Source organism: Psychromonas sp. CD1, assembly GCF_002239585.1.
GTDB lineage: Bacteria > Pseudomonadota > Gammaproteobacteria > Enterobacterales > Psychromonadaceae > Psychromonas.
Genome location: NZ_NDFH01000003.1, coordinates 742,271 through 759,356, shown reverse-complemented (window position 1 = coordinate 759,356; position 17,086 = coordinate 742,271). Strand labels below are relative to the sequence as shown.

The 17,086-nt window shown below is 37.8% G+C and carries 12 protein-coding genes and 1 tRNA gene; 7 read left to right on the top strand and 6 right to left on the bottom strand.

What is annotated here, in order from left to right; genetic code table 11:
- Position 1 precedes the first annotated feature (1 nt).
- From B8W84_RS04950 to ccoN, 6 genes are all read right to left on the bottom strand, one after another.
- Positions 2 to 2,395: a heavy metal translocating P-type ATPase gene (locus tag B8W84_RS04950; RefSeq protein ID WP_094752178.1), complete on the bottom strand. Its 2,394-nt coding sequence runs from the start codon at positions 2,393 to 2,395 to the stop codon at positions 2 to 4.
- Positions 2,392 to 2,862 carry a FixH family protein gene (locus tag B8W84_RS04945; protein ID WP_094752177.1) on the bottom strand — a complete coding sequence of 157 codons (471 nt, stop codon included), beginning with the start codon at positions 2,860 to 2,862 and terminating at the stop codon, positions 2,392 to 2,394. Before B8W84_RS04945 ends, B8W84_RS04950 begins: the two co-directional genes overlap by 4 nt.
- 83 nt (positions 2,863 to 2,945) lie before the next feature.
- The gene (ccoP, locus tag B8W84_RS04940; protein ID WP_094752176.1) at positions 2,946 to 3,911 is read right to left on the bottom strand and encodes a cytochrome-c oxidase, cbb3-type subunit III; all 966 of its coding nucleotides are present in this window, start codon (positions 3,909 to 3,911) and stop codon (positions 2,946 to 2,948) included.
- Entirely contained in the window at positions 3,911 to 4,096 is a 186-nt protein-coding gene (locus B8W84_RS04935) for a CcoQ/FixQ family Cbb3-type cytochrome c oxidase assembly chaperone (protein WP_094752175.1), read from the bottom strand. The genes ccoP and B8W84_RS04935 overlap by 1 nt, the downstream gene beginning before the upstream one ends.
- 21 nt (positions 4,097 to 4,117) lie before the next feature.
- Positions 4,118 to 4,720 carry a cytochrome-c oxidase, cbb3-type subunit II gene (gene ccoO, locus B8W84_RS04930; RefSeq protein ID WP_094752174.1) on the bottom strand — a complete coding sequence of 201 codons (603 nt, stop codon included), beginning with the start codon at positions 4,718 to 4,720 and terminating at the stop codon, positions 4,118 to 4,120.
- Positions 4,720 to 6,156, bottom strand: a complete 1,437-nt coding sequence (ccoN, locus tag B8W84_RS04925) for a cytochrome-c oxidase, cbb3-type subunit I (protein WP_094752173.1) — start codon at positions 6,154 to 6,156, stop codon at positions 4,720 to 4,722. Before ccoN ends, ccoO begins: the two co-directional genes overlap by 1 nt.
- Before the next feature lie 296 nt (positions 6,157 to 6,452).
- Here ccoN and B8W84_RS04920 point away from each other — a divergent pair.
- The 7 genes from B8W84_RS04920 to recC all read left to right on the top strand — a co-directional run bounded on the left by B8W84_RS04920 (position 6,453) and on the right by recC (position 17,082).
- Positions 6,453 to 6,528 (top strand) — tRNA-Asn (locus B8W84_RS04920).
- Positions 6,529 to 6,863: 335 nt separating this feature from the next.
- Positions 6,864 to 7,490 (top strand): uracil phosphoribosyltransferase, encoded by a 627-nt coding sequence (upp, locus tag B8W84_RS04915; RefSeq protein WP_094752172.1) that lies wholly within the window; start codon positions 6,864 to 6,866, stop codon positions 7,488 to 7,490.
- An 11-nt stretch (positions 7,491 to 7,501) separates the two neighbouring features.
- Positions 7,502 to 8,788, top strand: coding sequence for a uracil-xanthine permease family protein (locus B8W84_RS04910; protein ID WP_094752171.1), 1,287 nt, complete (start codon positions 7,502 to 7,504; stop codon positions 8,786 to 8,788).
- A gap of 108 nt (positions 8,789 to 8,896) precedes the next feature.
- Positions 8,897 to 11,941: a D-2-hydroxyglutarate dehydrogenase YdiJ gene (gene ydiJ, locus B8W84_RS04905; RefSeq protein WP_094752745.1), complete on the top strand. Its 3,045-nt coding sequence runs from the start codon at positions 8,897 to 8,899 to the stop codon at positions 11,939 to 11,941.
- A 12-nt stretch (positions 11,942 to 11,953) separates the two neighbouring features.
- A complete protein-coding gene (locus B8W84_RS04900; protein ID WP_094752170.1) occupies positions 11,954 to 12,394 on the top strand; it encodes a hotdog fold thioesterase in 441 nt (146 codons plus the stop codon).
- A gap of 135 nt (positions 12,395 to 12,529) precedes the next feature.
- On the top strand, positions 12,530 to 13,363 hold the full coding sequence (locus B8W84_RS04895; RefSeq protein WP_094752169.1) for a CvfB family protein: 834 nt from the start codon (positions 12,530 to 12,532) through the stop codon (positions 13,361 to 13,363).
- Positions 13,364 to 13,641: 278 nt separating this feature from the next.
- Positions 13,642 to 17,082 carry an exodeoxyribonuclease V subunit gamma gene (recC, locus tag B8W84_RS04890; RefSeq protein WP_094752168.1) on the top strand — a complete coding sequence of 1,147 codons (3,441 nt, stop codon included), beginning with the start codon at positions 13,642 to 13,644 and terminating at the stop codon, positions 17,080 to 17,082.
- The last annotated feature ends 4 nt before the right edge of the window (positions 17,083 to 17,086 follow it).

Genomic DNA, 17,086 nt, shown 5'->3' with positions numbered 1-17,086 from the left:
ATTAGTGTTTCTCTTTTAAAAGGCGCAAAGAATTACTCAGTACAATTAACGAGCTACAAGACATGCCTAATACCGCAATATAGGGGAGAACATGCCCACTCACGGCAAGTGGCACAATGATCAGATTGTAGAGCATTGCCCATGCTAAATTTTGTTTAATAATTCGTACTGTTTTTTGCGCAGTGTCTTTAAGTATAATAATTTTACTCAGATCTGAGCCTAATAAAATAACATCAGCACTATTTTTAGCAATATCAGTGCCACTGCTCAATGCAATCGAGACATGGGCACCCGCTAATACCGGCGCATCATTAATGCCATCACCGACCATTAAAACTAGCTCATGACGTTGAATTTTTTGTATATAGGCTAATTTACCTTTAGGACTGATCCCTTTACACAGAATATCAATATTTAATTGTTGCACCAGCGCGTCACTACGCATGGAAATGTCACCGCTTAGAAGGGTACTTTTAATGTTATTTTGTGTGCAATATTGTAGAATTTTTTTTGCACTTGAACGCAATTCATCGCCTAATTCAAAAATAGCGAGAAGTTGGTTGTTCAAGGTTAAATAGATGAGTAAATTCGAGCTCTTAATCGGAGGTTCTATTTGGCAAAAAAGAGCGTGTCCTAATTTGAGTGTTTTATTTTGATATCGAGCTTGGATACCTTGACCTGGTTTATTCTGAATCTCGTTTAGATTGATTTTTTCAACTTGTAAACAATGAAAGGCTTGTGCGATAGGATGCTCCGATAAAGACTCTATTTGAGCTGATATATCGAGACATTGTTGTTTTGAATAAGCGTTAGCATAGGTAGTACATTGTAGCACTTTGAAATTGCCTTTTGTTAAGGTTCCTGTTTTATCAAAAATGATATGTTTGATAGCGCTTAACGTCTCTAATACATGATGTTTTTTAATTAAAATACCTTGTTTATTTAGGTTCGCTGTAGCGCAAGTGAGTGCGGTTGGCGTAGCTAATGAAAGTGCACAAGGGCAGGTGGCAACAAGTACAGAGAGGGTTATCCAAAAGGCTTTATCTGCATCGATGAAAAGCCATGAAATGTAGGTGAGCAGGGCAATAATAAGGAGTGCGCCAACAAAATATCGGGAGACTTGAGTGGCGAGTATCTCGATGTGTGGTTTATGCATTTGTGCATCATTTTGTAGATGAATGATATCGTTAATTAGGCTATCTTGTGTCGTTTTTTCAACTCGAATAGTAAGAGGGCTACTGATGTTGACCGTGGCAGCATAAACATAACTATTGTTTTTTTTTCTAATGGGGGCTGATTCACCCGTTAACATTGACTCTTCAATGCTACTGGCACCACTGATAATACAGCCATCAGTTGCAATACGTTCACCGGCTTTCACCAAAAATATTTGTCCTACTTTAAGCATTTTTGCTGGGATCAAAATTTGTTTTTCACCATCTAGTAGGGTTGCCATTATAGGTAATAAACGCAGTAAGTTATTACTAATTTCGGATGCTTTTCGCCGCGCGCGTAGCTCGAGTGAACGACCCAATAAAAGTAAAAAAGTAAACATGGAAACAGATTCAAAATAAACGTCGCCTTGAGCAAAAATAGTGGCGTAAGCCGAGGCTACATATGCACTTAATAACGCAATTGAAATAGGAATATCCATACCTAGTGTGCGGTGTTTTATATCACGCCATGCGTTTAGATAAAAAGGTTGGGCGCTATATAAGAGAACAGGGGTCGCGAGAATAAAGCTAACCCAGCGAAAGTATTGTACAAATTGAATTTCCATTGAGGAGAAAAAATCTCCATAAAGAGCAATGGCAAACATTAAAATTTGCATACTTGCTAAGCCAGCTAAACCCAATCGTCGTAAATAGGCTTGCGTTTGTTGTTTATAAAACAATTCTTCTTGATCTATTTGAAAAGGATAAGCTTTATAGCCGATTGCTTGAATGGCTTTTAATAACTGACTAAGTTTGACCTTTTTATTGTCCCAGCGCAGCGCGATACGTTGTAAGGTCGTATTGACATTAATAAAGAGTAATCCGGGAATTCGTCGTAGTTGTTTTTCAATCAGCCAAGCACAAGCCGCACAGGTGACGCCTTCAACACTTAGGGTTATTTCATTAAATTGTGTGCCTTTTTTAAGATAGTCTTCTTGAATTTTGTCAACATCATAGTATTCGAGTTGTTGTAACTCTTCTGGGAGTAACATTTCAACTTTATTTGCCGGAGCACTGCGATGTTGATAGTAAGAGCTTGCCCCATTGTCGACAATCATCTGTGCAACCGCTTGGCATCCTGGACAACAAAGATCTTGGTTATTTCCATTTATCTTAACTTGATAGTGTGTATGCGCAGGATTTGGCTCTCCACAGTGAAAGCATTGTGCCGTTTGCGTCATTGTAATTTTATGTCATTTGAGGGGAAATAAATTACTTTCTCTAAACGCCAATTCAGGTCAAAAGGTTCAAGACGTATTTGCCATTTACCTTTTAATATGTCTTTGCTTTCAAAGTGATAACGTCCTTGTGCATCGGCAGTTAACATGCTTGAAAGATCTCTATTGGCGAGAGTGGGATGGTATAAAGATAAACGTATGGCGCTATGTTTTTTTAAACCGGTAAAATCAATTCGCAGTACATTTTTAATTTGGTGGATGTTTGCGGTTATACCACGTTGTTGTGCTTCCCTTAATAGAGAAAGATCAACATTAATTGCTTTACCGACAGTATAATAATCATCTACAACCATATCTGGTTTATTTTCTATGGCAATGACGAAGGTGGCAATGCCAGCAACCACAGCGCAAAGAGGTAAAATAATTAAGAACCAAGGCCAGAATTGTTTAAACCAATTATCATTTTTCATTTTTTAACATTAAGCCTTGTTGCCTCGAGGGCATAAGAATAAGAAGGTAGACAGACTGTTTCAAGGGTATATCTACAGGTTTATTAATTGTTTTTCATGGATAACGAGTATACAAAAGCGCTAATCAAATGAATTTTATCTTCGCCTAAAACATCTAACCATGCAGGCATAACACCATTTCGACCCGTGGAAATAGTCGCTTCGACAGCTTTACGCGAGCCACCGTATAACCATATTTTATCCGTTAAATTCGGCGCGCCAAAAACATATGATCCTTTACCATTTTCGCCATGACAGGTAGCACAAAGAGCAAATTTCTTTTTCCCCGCTTTTGCCTCAAGGGTATTAACTCTGCGCCCACTAAGTTGTAATACATAACTGGTGATTTCTCGAACACCTTTTTTCCCCCCTAAAATATCTTCCCAAGCGGCCATTACACCGGAGCGACCTTGCATAATACTTGTTTTAATGGCACTTTCAGTCGCACCGTATAACCAATCGTTATCCGTTAAATTTGGGAAACCTCGATTACCTCGACCGTCAGATCCATGACACATTGAGCAATTTTGTAAAAATAAGCGTTGTCCAACTTTAAGTGCTTCGGGATCATTGGCGATATGAGTGAAAGATTTATAACTGCCATCCTCGTTATAGGCTAATTTTTTAAATACAGCTCCGTATTTTATTTCTGCTAAATTCATTTCACGTTGATATTGAGAATGAGATGTTTTGGCGCGTAACTTTGATTCTTGTGGTGATTTAATATCTTTATCTGCACTTGTCCAATCCAGTAAACCATTGTAATTTGCTGTAAAAGTCGGATAGGCAAAACTGTAAATAATGGCTATAACAATGGTAAACCAAAACAATATGGTCCACCATTTAGGTAAAGGGTTATTTAGCTCCTGAATACCATCAAAGGTGTGAGGCATTGGTTCACCCTCAGGTACTCCTGTATTATTTTTAGACGTCGCTCGGAGTAAAACTGCACAGCCTAAGACTACAATAAGGGTAATGGTAGAGATCCAGATTGTCCAAAAAAGGCTCATTATTTCTTCACTCCTGAAGTTTCACTGGTTTTTTTTTCAGATGTATTTGGTTCGTCCGTTAAAATTGAATTAGCAATTTCATCAAAGGATTTTATATGCTTTTTGCTGTATGCCCATAAAATTAAAGCAATAAAAATAATGATCAGAAACAGAGTATATAATCCATTAAAGGTAGAATAATGCATAACGTCTCCTGTGCCACGCGCCTATCTAAAGGCATGGCCGAGTGATTGTAAGTAAGCAATTAAAGCTTGCATCTCTGTTTTCCCTACAACGGCTTCTTTTGCCCCAGCAATGTCTTCGTCAGTGTAAGGCACCCCAAAATTATTACGAAATATTTCTAATTTACGTTTAGTGTCTTCGCCCGTTAAAATATTATCGGCAAGCCAAGGAAATCTAGGCATATTTGATTGTGGCACTACATCTCTAGGATTCATTAGATGTATTTCATGCCATGCATCGGAATAACGTTGTCCAACCCGTGCTAAATCTGGGCCTGTACGTTTAGAGCCCCAAAGAAATGGATGCTCCCATACTTGTTCACCTGCGAGACTATAATGACCGTAACGTTCCGTTTCAGATCGGAAGGGTCGGATCATTTGGCTATGACAAACATGGCAACCTTCACGAATATAGATGTCTCGACCTTCCATTTGTAATGCGGTGTAAGGCCGTAGTGTATCGACAGGCTCTGTTGTTTCCTTTTGAAATAAAAGAGGCACTATCTGAGCTAAGCCACCAAAACTGATAGCAATGATGATCAATATAGCAAGTAGACCTACATTTCTTTCAATTAAGTCATGTTTCATTACTTACTCCCCAATTCTTGATATTGAATTGAACCTTTTTCAGCGTAGATAGTTTTGTAGGTATTGTAAGCCAGAATAAACATACCACTTAAAAATATAAGCCCACCGCCTAAACGGATAGTGTAAAACGGGTAGGACTTCTCGAGGGATTCAACAAAGGTATAAGTCAACGTGCCATCTGCATTTACCGCACGCCACATTAACCCTTGCATGACACCCGAGGTCCACATTGCGACGATATATAAAACAGTGCCAATGGTGGCGAGCCAAAAATGTAAATTGATTAATGCCACACTGTACATCGCTTTCTGGCCGAATAGTTTGGGAATTAAATGATAAATAGCACCAATGGTTATCATTGTAACCCAGCCAAGTGCACCTGAATGCACGTGTCCAATGGTCCAATCGGTATAATGAGAAAGTGCATTAACGGTTTTTATGGCCATCATGGGGCCTTCAAATGTCGACATTCCGTAAAAAGATAAGGAGACAACGAGGAAGCGTAAAATGGGATCCGTACGTAGTTTATGCCAGGCACCGGATAACGTCATAATACCATTTATCATGCCACCCCAAGAAGGTGCAAATAAAATAAGAGACATCACCATTCCCAATGACTGTGCCCAATCAGGGAGTGCGGTGTAATGTAAATGATGCGGGCCGGCCCAGATATAAACGGCGATAAGTGACCAAAAATGGATAATGGATAATCGATAAGAGTAAACGGGTCTATTTGCCTGTTTAGGCACAAAATAATACATCATGCCTAAAAAACCAGCGGTCAATAAAAAACCAACCGCATTATGTCCATACCACCATTGCACCATCGCATCGACAGCGCCCGCATAAATGGAATAGGATTTCATACCGGTAAGTGAAACGGGAATTGCTAAACTATTAACAACATGTAACACCGCAACTGTGAGGATAAATGCACCAAAAAACCAGTTGGCAACATAAATATGTGATGTTTTTCGTATTGCCAATGTACCAAAAAAGACAATGGCATAGCAAACCCAAACAAAAGTAATTAAAATATCAATAGGCCATTCTAGCTCTGCGTATTCTTTGGATGTTGTATAGCCTAAAGGTAAGGATATTACGGTTGAAATAATGACTAACTGCCATCCCCAAAAAACGACAGACGCGAGTGAACCTCCAAATAGTCTTGTTTGACACGTTCGTTGTACAACATAAAAAGAGGTGGCCATTAAAGCGGATACACCAAAAGCAAAAATAACGGCGTTAGTATGCAGGGGTCTTAAGCGACTGTATGTAAACCATGGCGTATTAAAATTTAATACGGGCCAAATGAGTTGGGCTGCGATAATCACTCCCACACTCATACCGACAATACCCCATAATATTGTCGTCAGTGTAAATTGACGTACCACTTTCATATTGTAGTCAGGTTGAGGCATCGTTATACTAGTCATTGTTTAGATCCCATACGAGTATTTATAATGTACGTTAAAGATGATTAAATTATTCGTGACTGTTTCAATTACCGAAAAGTGTAAGTGACAATGTGAAAAATAGGTAGGTTGAGATTGATGAATTATTAATAAATAATCTACTTATATTAAGAAGTGTGTGCTGGCAACTATTTATCAAGGAATTATAATGTTAACAAAAAACAGAGTCATTCAGTTATTGGTCATGCTGCTGCTTTTACAATTTAATTGTTTTGTTGTTAAACAAGATAATGAGTCGATAGACTTAAAAAGACAATTCCTCTTTAGCTCAGTTGGTAGAGCAACGGACTGTTAATCCGTGTGTCGCTGGTTCAAGCCCAGCAAGAGGAGCCAATTTAAACCCTAAGTTCATTGAACTTAGGGTTTTTTTGAATATTTGAAAGAATATTTTAGTCAGAATATCCAATCGCCTTAAAATAGGCGATAATAATCGTATTGTCTATTTGTTGAGCGAGGCTGGTGTGACGAATTTGCATGGAAAATATAGAAGAATGCATCTTAATGCAGATATCTCATTTTTTATCTATCGGCTAGATTTGATGGATAAAATGAAAAAAAGAACATTAAATAATTAAAGAGTTGTAACCTTCGTGTTATTGCTCTTTTTTTATACGTATTTTTTGTGAAAAACAGATCGATTGTTTTAAACATTGTCCCAGGAGATGAACATGAAAGTAGTTGAAGTTAAGCACCCATTAGTACAGCATAAATTAGGTTTAATGCGTGAAGGCGATATTAGTACTAAACGTTTTCGCGAATTGGCTCGTGAAGTTTCAAGTTTATTAACCTATGAAGCAACGAAAGATTTAGAGCTTGAAAGCGTAACCATCAACGGTTGGGATGGTGAAATTGAAGTGCAACAAATAAAAGGGAAAAAAGCGACTGTTGTGCCTATCTTACGTGCAGGACTTGGTATGATGGACGGTGTATTAGAAAACATGCCAAGTGCGAAAGTCAGCGTTGTAGGTATATATCGCGATGAAAAAACACTTGAGCCTGTGCCTTACTTTTCAAAAATAGTGGGACAAATTGATGAGCGCTTAGCGTTAGTTGTTGATCCGATGTTAGCCACTGGTGGCTCTATGATTTCAACCTTAGACCTACTAACAGAAAGTGGCTGTACAAATATTAAAGTGTTAGTTTTAGTGGCTGCACCTGAGGGTTTAAAAGCCTTAGAAGCTGCTTACCCTAATATAGAAGTGTATACCGCATCGATTGATTCTCATTTAAATGCGCAAGGCTATATTGTTCCAGGTCTTGGTGATGCAGGTGATAAAATTTTTGGTACTAAATAAAGGCGCAGGGGATGTCAGCTAAAGAAACTCAACCACAAAATCAGAGCAAGAGGTATGAACCGGAAGATTTGACTGCTAATTTTAGTACATGGCAACAAATCTTCGCGGGAGGACAAATGTTATTTGTTGCTTTTGGTGCCTTAGTTTTAATGCCTTTAATTACGGGTCTTGATGCAAATGTTGCCTTATTTACAGCAGGTATCGGCACGTTGTTATTTCAGTGGGTAACTAAAGGGCAAGTTCCTATTTTTTTGGCGTCTTCTTTTGCCTTTATTGCTCCAATCACCTACGGCGTCGAAACTTGGGGGATCCCAAGTACCATGTCGGGAATATTTGTCGCAGGTCTGGTTTATATGTTGATGTCTTATGCGGTTAAGCTGCGTGGCATCGATTTTATTAATCGTCTATTACCCCCTGTTGTTGTTGGACCGGTGATAATGGTAATAGGGCTTGGGCTTGCACCGATGGCAGTGAATATGGCTATTGGAAAATCAGGTGATGGATCTGAAGTTTTAATCGTTTACGAAACCGCATTAATGATTTCCTTACCGGTATTATTAGCTACATTATTAATCTCTACCATGGCAAAGGGCGTTTTAAAATTAGTACCTATTTTTGCTGGGGTGTTCGTCGGTTACTTGCTATCTTTTTATTTTGGTGTGGTGGACTTCTCAGTCGTTGCTCAAGCACCTTGGTTTAGTGTGCCACATTTTGTAGCGCCACAATGGAATTGGCATGCGGTATTGTTTATGATCCCGGTGGCGATAGCTCCTGCGGTCGAACATGTTGGTGATATTTTGGCTATCAGTAATGTTACAGGTAAAGATTTCCTTAAAAACCCTGGTTTGCATCGCACTTTATTTGGGGATGGTTTAGCAACGAGTGTGTCGGCGTTATTTGGTGGACCACCTAATACAACGTATAGTGAAGTAACGGGAGCGGTGATGTTGACCCGTAATTTTAATCCAAAAATCATGATGTGGGCTGCGGTGATTGCAATTATTTTAGCTTTTGTTGGGAAATTTGGTGCCATATTACAAACAATTCCTGTTGCGGTAATGGGTGGAATAATGATCTTGTTATTTGGCAGTATTGCTTCGGTAGGTTTAAATACTTTAATTCGTCATCAGGTTGATTTAGCACATCCGCGTAATTTATGTATTGTGTCCGTTACTTTAGTGTTTGGTATTGGTGGTATGGCGTTTGGTTTTGGAACATTTAGTTTACAAGGGGTGAGTTTATGTGGTGTTGTTTCTATTCTTTTAAATTTATTCTTGCCAAAAATGGAACATCAATAAACGTATTCTAATACAGAGTTGTTTTATATTTTAAACATCGTAAATGTACCTATAGACGACTGTTTTATGCTTTTAGTTATCAATAAATGTATCAGTATAGGCTTAAATATGATTCCAATATTAAATCATGATGAAAACATACAGAATAATTATATTGCTTATTTAAAGGCATTAAGTTTAACTTCTTATACGGGTGGAATTGCTAAAAATTATGCGAGTCGACTTGCAATGTCGACCGATAATAGTGTTTATCAATGTCTTCCTCAAGCCCTCCTTTTTCCCAAATCCATACAAGATGTTGTGGTAATTTCTGAATTATGCCAGCGCTCTGAATTTTCAACTATTAAATTTTCTCCACGTGGAGGTGGCACCGGTACGAATGGACAATCATTGACTCAAGGCTTGGTTGTTGATTTGTCTAAACATATGCACAAAATATTGGACTTGAATATCAATGAGGGTTGGGTTCGAGTGCAAACGGGAGTGATTAAAGACCAATTAAATGCATATTTATTACCATATGGTTATTTTTTCTCTCCCGAATTATCCACTAGTAATAGGGCGACATTAGGTGGAATGATTAGTTGTGATGCATCAGGGCAGGGCTCAATGCGTTATGGTAAAACAAGCGATCATGTCTTAGGTTTAAAATCGGTTTTAGTGAGTGGTGAAATATTAGAGAGTGAGCCTATCAAAGGGGAGGCGTTAAAAATTGCTTGTGCGCGTCAGGATAATGTCGGTGTGATTTATCGGCAAGTGTTGGCGACATGTACGATAAAAGAAGCACAAATCGAAAAAAAATTCCCTCAATTAAATCGTTTTTTAACGGGTTATGATTTAAAACATGTTTATGATCCTCAACAAAAAGAGGTCGATCTTTCACGAATTTTATGTGGTTCGGAAGGTTCGCTAGCATTTATTTGTGAAGCAAAATTACATATTCAAAAAATACCCGTTTATCGAACACTTATTAATATTAAGTATGATAGTTTTCAATCAGCATTAAAAAATGCGCCATTTTTAGTGGCTGCAGATGCTCTTTCTGTTGAAACAGTCGATGCAACGATATTGAATTTAGCTAAGCAAGATATTATTTGGCAAAGTATTAAACATTTACTTAGCTCGGTGCCGAATAAAGTAGTTGATGCCCTTAATATTGTTGAATTTTCCGAAGATAATGCTCATGTTCAGCAAAGAAAAGTGACTGATTTATGTGATGCGTTAGATAAGTTATTGGTAGATGAAAAAGAAGGCGTTATAGGCTATCAAGTTTGCACTCAGCTCAGTGATATTAATAAAATTTATGCAATGCGAAAAAAAGCCGTAGGTTTGTTGGGGAAAAGTGCATTAAGTGCAAAACCGATACCCTTTGCGGAGGATACTTGCGTTCCCCCTGAACATTTAGCGTCGTATATTATGGAATATCGAAAACTTTTAGATGATAAAGGATTACATTACGGGATGTTTGGTCATGTGGATGCTGGCGTTTTACATGTTCGCCCTGCATTAGATTTATGTCTGCCGGAACAAGAGGCGTTAATGCATGAAATCTCGGATAAAGTCGTAGCATTGACGGGTAAATATAAAGGATTAATGTGGGGAGAGCATGGTAAAGGCTTTCGCAGTGAGTATGGCCCCGATTATTTTGGAAATGAATTATTTTTGGAGTTGCGTAAAATTAAAACCAGTTTTGATCCTTTGAACCATATTAATCCAGGAAAAATTTGTACACCGTTAAATTCTGATGATAAATTGGTGCGTGTTGATGCGCGTAAACGGGCATATTATGATCGTCAAATTCCGATTAAAGTAAGGCAAAGCTACACGGGCGCTTTAGATTGTAATGGTAATGGTCTATGTTTTAATTATTCAACGACATCAACCATGTGCCCATCTGTAAAAATAACGCGAGACAGGGTGCATTCACCTAAAGGTCGAGCGGGTTTAATGCGTGAATGGTTACGCCAATTGGCAAATCATCATGTCGATATACTACAAGTTGAACAAGAACTTTTGGTAGATAAAAAAACAAATATATTTAAAAAACTTAAAAATACGTTGGCAAAACAACGAGGTGAATATGATTTTTCACACGAAGTGATGCAGGCAATGCAAGGCTGTTTAGCATGTAAAGCATGTAACACTCAATGTCCTATTGAAGTTGACGTTTCGACGTTTAGAGCGCGCTTTATGTTTATTTATCATGGTCGTTATTTGCGTCCGCCACAAGATTATTTGGTCGCATATGTGGAGCTTTATGCCCCTTTAATGGGAATGTGGCCACGTTTTTTTAATTTTTTTACTGAGTTGCCCGTCAGTATTTCGTGTACAGAAAAAATACAGGGTATGGTGGATGTACCTTCCCTTTCATCACCACCACTGCAAGCTTTGTTAAAAAACATGCATGATACACATTTTGATTTGCAAAAATTAGAAGCACTTTCTTGGGATGAGCGTGCTCGACATGTTTTGATAGTGCAAGATCCTTTTACCTCCTATTATGATGCACAGGTGGTGCATGATGTTATTTTATGTATAAAAAAACTAGGCTATCAGCCTATATTATTGCCTTTTAAGCCCAATGGTAAGGCGCAACATATTAAAGGGTTTTTAGATAAATTTGCGAAAACAGCTCAAAGTGCCGCGTATTTTTTAAATGCATTGAGTAGGTTAAATATTCCTATGTTAGGTACTGATCCGGCGATGGTGCTTTGCTATCGTGATGAGTATAAGTCTATATTAGAGGATAAACGTGGTGATTTTACCGTGTTAATGTTTCAAGAATGGTTAAAACACAACCTAAAAGGGTTAATGAAAGCCCCTACGGGTCAACAATTTTATTTGTTTGGACATTGCACTGAAAAAACGGCTGAGCCAATATTTGCAAGTGATTGGACAAGTATATTTGAACACTATGGTGCTAAATTAGATGAGGTTGCTGTGGGGTGTTGTGGTATGGCGGGTACATTTGGTCATGATGTGTCGAAAGTGCAACAGTCGAAGGCAATTTATAGTTTGAGTTGGGAAAGTGCTTTGAAGAAAAGAACTCGTAGTGCTTGTCTTGCGACAGGTTACTCTTGTCGCAGTCAAGTAAAACGTATTGAAGGTGAGGTTTTACAGCATCCAGTGCAAGCCTTGCTCCATCTTCTTTAAAAAGGGATATATATGTCTATTTGGAAAAAAGAGGCGACGTTAGCGGGACTAAATGCGCTCAGCAAAAACACTATTATTGATTTGTTGGGCATAGAATATACGAAAATTGGCGCTGATTTTTTACAAGCGAGTATGCCGATAGACAACAGAACGCAACAACCTTTTGGTGTTCTGCATGGGGGGGCATCAGTGGTACTTGCGGAAACATTAGGTAGCGTTGCAGGTAATATGGCGATTGATGAAGATAAAGTTTGTGTTGGTCTTGAAATTAATGCCAGTCATTTACGTAGTGTACATAAAGGTGTGGTAACGGGGACGGCAAAAGTGGTGCGTTTAGGGCGCACTATGCAAGTTTGGCAGATAGATATTTGTAATGAAAAACAGCAACTCATTTGTAGTTCTCGTTTGACATTGGCGGTGATCAATAAATTGCCACGTAATGAGCTTTGTTAATGTCGATGTCGAGGTAGTCATTTACCTTTAAATGCATATTAAATTTGTCATATTTTAGCGAATATTAGCCATATTTAAAATGCGAAACAAGGCGATTGTTTGGTCACCTTTAGCGGAAAATTAAAGAGAGATAATATGATAAAAATTGGTACGTATAACGAACTTGAGATCATCAAAGAAGTTGATTTTGGTTTTTACTTAGATGGTTTAGAGGAAGGGGAAATTTTATTACCGCGTCGTTATGCCACCGATACTATGCGTATTGGTGATATGCTGAATGTTTTTTTATATTTTGATTCTGAAGATCGTTTAATAGCAACCACACAGAGAGCGAAAGCCGAAGTTAATCAGTTCTGTTCGTTAAAAGTTATCGATACGAATCGTGTAGGTGCTTTTTTAGATTGGGGTTTACCAAAAGATCTTCTCGTACCTTTTAATCAACAACATATTCCTATGAAAGAAGGTTATGGTTATGTGGTTTATGTTTATCAAGACGATATAAGTGAACGTTTAGTTGCATCGTCTAAATTAGATCGTTTTTTAGATAAAACGCCTGCAGACTATAAAGTCGGGGAGAAAGTTGACTTGTTGATTGCCGGAAAAACAGATTTAGGTTTTAAAGCGATTATTAATCATCAACATTGGGGTGTATTATTTGAAAGTGAAGTGTTTGGCGATATGGGAATAGGCAAACATTGTAAAGGCTATATTAAACAAATCCGTAGTGATGGTAAACTAGATGTTAGTTTAACCAAAGTGGGTTATGCGAAGGTTGATGCCTTGGCAGAGCGTATTTTACAAAGTCTTAAACAAAATCAAGGTTTTTTGCCTTTGCATGATAAAAGTCGACCTGAGCAAATAGCAAAAATTTTAAAAATGAGTAAAGCTAATTTTAAAAAATCAATTGGTCAATTGTATCGTCATAAACGCATTCTAATTGCGAATGATGGAATCCGTTTGGTGGATTAAAAAACGCGTAAAGCGTTAAACAAGAAGGCTATTTTTAGCCTTCTTTAAAGCCAATTTATAATATTTGGGTGAAATAGTTCATGGTATTAAAGTTGCTCTGATATAAAAACAACGTGGCGAAATAATAAATATCCATTTTTTATCCAGTGTTAAAGTCTTTCAACAAAATAACTCGTCATATTTAATATGAACTTTATTGCTTATATCTTATAAGTTTAAATAAAACATCTGCCGTTAAATTATATAAAAAGCTTATTAATAATGCTTAGGAGACGCTTGTGTTCCATGTTTATCACTCCAATCAACTATCCCTTTTAAAAGATTTACTCTTGGCGTTAATACAACAATCACCTCTTGATAATGCTTTTGATAATGAAATTATTTTAGTACAAAGCCCCGGAATGGCGCAATGGTTGCAGCTTGAAATTGCGCAACAAACAGGCATTGCAGCGAACCTTGATTTTCCTTTGCCTGCGAGTTTTATTTGGCAACAATTTAAACATGTTTTAAAGGATGTACCTGAGAGTAGTCCTTTTAATAAAATGGCAATGACTTGGCATATTATGCAACTGTTACCACAATGTTTAGATGACCCCGATTTTGCCGCGTTACAACATTATTTAGTGGAAGATGAAACGTGTCGAAAACGTTTCCAGTTGAGTCAAAAAATCGCGGATATTTTTGATCAATATTTAGTCTATCGACCACAGTGGATAGAGCATTGGGATAAGCACTCTTATGAAGAGATTGCGAGTTGGGATGAAAACAATCTTAATGCACAACCCGCATGGATAAATGAGCAACGTTGGCAAGCTAAACTGTGGAAAAAATTGAGTGAAAAAATAGATCTTCATTTTAAAGAGAAGGGCAAGGCATATCATCGTGCGGGCTTGTATCAAGACTTTTTAAATGTTTTAAAACAAGACAAACCGTTAAATCATCTGCCTAAACGGCTGTTCGTATTTGGCGTTTCAGCGTTGCCGAGTGCTTATCTGCAAGCATTATTGGGATTAAGTCGGCATTGTGAAGTACATTTTTTATTAAGTAATCCTTGTCGCTACTATTGGGCTGATATTGTTGATCCTAAATTGTTAGCAAGGCGTTTTGCACAACAGCGACAAAAGTTGGTGTTGAAGCATGGAAGTATTGAAAAGTGGGCAAAATCAAGTTGGAAAAAAGACGATAAGCATTTACAGTGGGCGCTAAGTGGAGATGAGAAAAGTGAGGTAGGTAATCCTTTACTTGCTTCAATGGGTCAGATGGGACGCGATTTCTTGTATCAATTGTATTGCATGGATCAAAATGAGATAGATGCCTTTGTCGATATTGAACGCGATAGTTTATTGCATCATTTGCAAGCTGATATTTTATCATTACAAGACAGCAGCCAAGTATTAAGCTTACAAGCGAAGGATAAATTGTGTGTTGCGAGCGGTGATAAATCATTAAGTGTGCATGTCACACACACTATTATGCGAGAAGTTGAAGTTTTACATGACAATTTGTTGGCAATGTTTACACGTGATAGTCATTTAACCCCCAAAGATATTATCGTGATGGTGCCTAATATCGATCAATATGCCCCTTATGTACAAGCGGTTTTTAATGGTGTAGAAAATAATCGTTATATTCCATTCACTCTGTCGGATGTGAGTGCACAGCAAGAAAATCCTATTTTAGTAAGTTTTTTACAATTATTGAATTTAAATCAGACGCGTTATACGCGTGAAAATGTATTGGCGTTACTTGAAGTTCCTGCAATTTTGGCGCGTTTTGATTTAACTCAACGAGATTTTATTATTTTACAAAAGTGGATCCACGGAAGTGGTATTCGTTGGGGATTAGATGCACAAAGTGGAACTCAATGGGATTTACCCGAGCAAGCCCAAAACACGTGGTTATTTGGTTTAAAGCGTATGTTATTAGGTTATGCAATGGGAGACACACTCTTTGCGGGGATTGCACCTTATGATGAAGTTGAAGGCTCACAAGGTGATTTGTTGGGCCGTTTTATCGATTTTGTCGATGCATTAATGTGTTTAGAAAAAGACTTACAGAAATCATATACTGCATCACAATGGCAACAATTTATTTATCAATTAATTGATACGTTTTATCTTGAAGAGGATGAAAACACCGCCATATTTGCACTTATTCGAGAACAAATGGATGTACTGATGCTGGCGACAGAGCAAGCTCAATTTAGTCAACCCATAGCCCTTGTTGTATTGCTTGAATTTTTGGATGCGCATTTATCCAATCAATCGAATAGTCAGCGATTCTTAACTGGCCCTGTCAATTTTTGTACGTTAATGCCCATGCGCTCAATTCCATTTAAAGTTGTTTGTTTATTAGGGATGAATGATGGTGTCTATCCCCGAACTATCGTACCGATGGGCTTTGATTTAATGGCAGGGCATCGTCAACGAGGGGATCGTTCCCGCCGAGAGGAAGACAGATATTTGTTTTTAGAGGCGATGTTATCGGCACAAGAGCAACTTTACATTAGTTATATTGGGCGGGATGTGAATGATAACAGTGTCAAAATGGCTTCAGTATTGGTGTCTGAATTACTTAATTATTGCACACAAAGTTTTGTATTAGAAAGCGATATAAAGCTTAGTTGCGTTGAAGCTGCTCAAAACTTGATGCGGGCAATGACATATTATTATCCAATGCAAAGTTTTAGTGGCGCTTATTACTCTGGCCAAATGACGACTTATGATCCGCGCTGGTGGGAGGCTTTAAATAGTTCGAAACAAGTAACAAGTAATGATGAACCACGCATTGTTCCTCTTGCTGAGCCTCTTATAGACATCTCTTTATTACATTTAAAGCAGTTTTTAAAGCATCCCTGTAAGGCTTTTTATAATCAACGTTTAGATATTTATTTAGAAATGCAAGATATTGATAATGAGAAAGATGAGCCATTCGTTTTTAATAATTTACAGCAATACTATTTAAAAGCACAACAATTTGAGGTGTGTGCCAAAGGGCGCTCACTTGAGGGTTTATTTGATGAATTAAGGGGGACTGGTGAGCTACCTTTTGGTGAATTTGGTCACTTAGTCTTTAATAAAGATAAACAAAACATGATCGACTTAGCGGCCATTGTGGCAAATTATTACGTGGGTGAAACCTCGAGTATAAAAATAGATTTACAATTTGCAGAAAAGCATTTGTTAGGAGAACTAACCGGTCATTGTGCGCAGGGATTAGTCCGTATAAAAACAGGAAATATCAAAGGTAAAGATATATTAACGTTATGGTTAGATCATCTTTGTTATTGTCTTACGCATACGCAAAATTTAACCTCAACATTATTAGGTCAAAATAATGGTATTGATTTTGCCGAGCTAGACACCGATTATGCTTATAAGCGTTTATATGAATTCATTTTATTGTATGAAGATGGCTTACAACATCCCTTAGCCTTTTTCGTTGAAAGTGCATATGCTTGGAGCCTTGCGGTTGAAGACGTACAAGCGGATTGTTTTTTATTCGAAGATCTTACCCTTGAGACTTGTATTCAAGCGCAAAAGGCCGCGCTCGATGTTTTCTCTAGTAGCCGTGGTTTTAGTGAAGGGAGCGATCCGTATATTCGTCCATTGTACGAACAATTAGAGGCGCATTGGCCCGCATTTGAAATGCTGGCGTTTAAAATTTTCAAGCCTATTTTAAGTCATCTTAATATTATCAAATATGATGTGGGAGAATAAATCA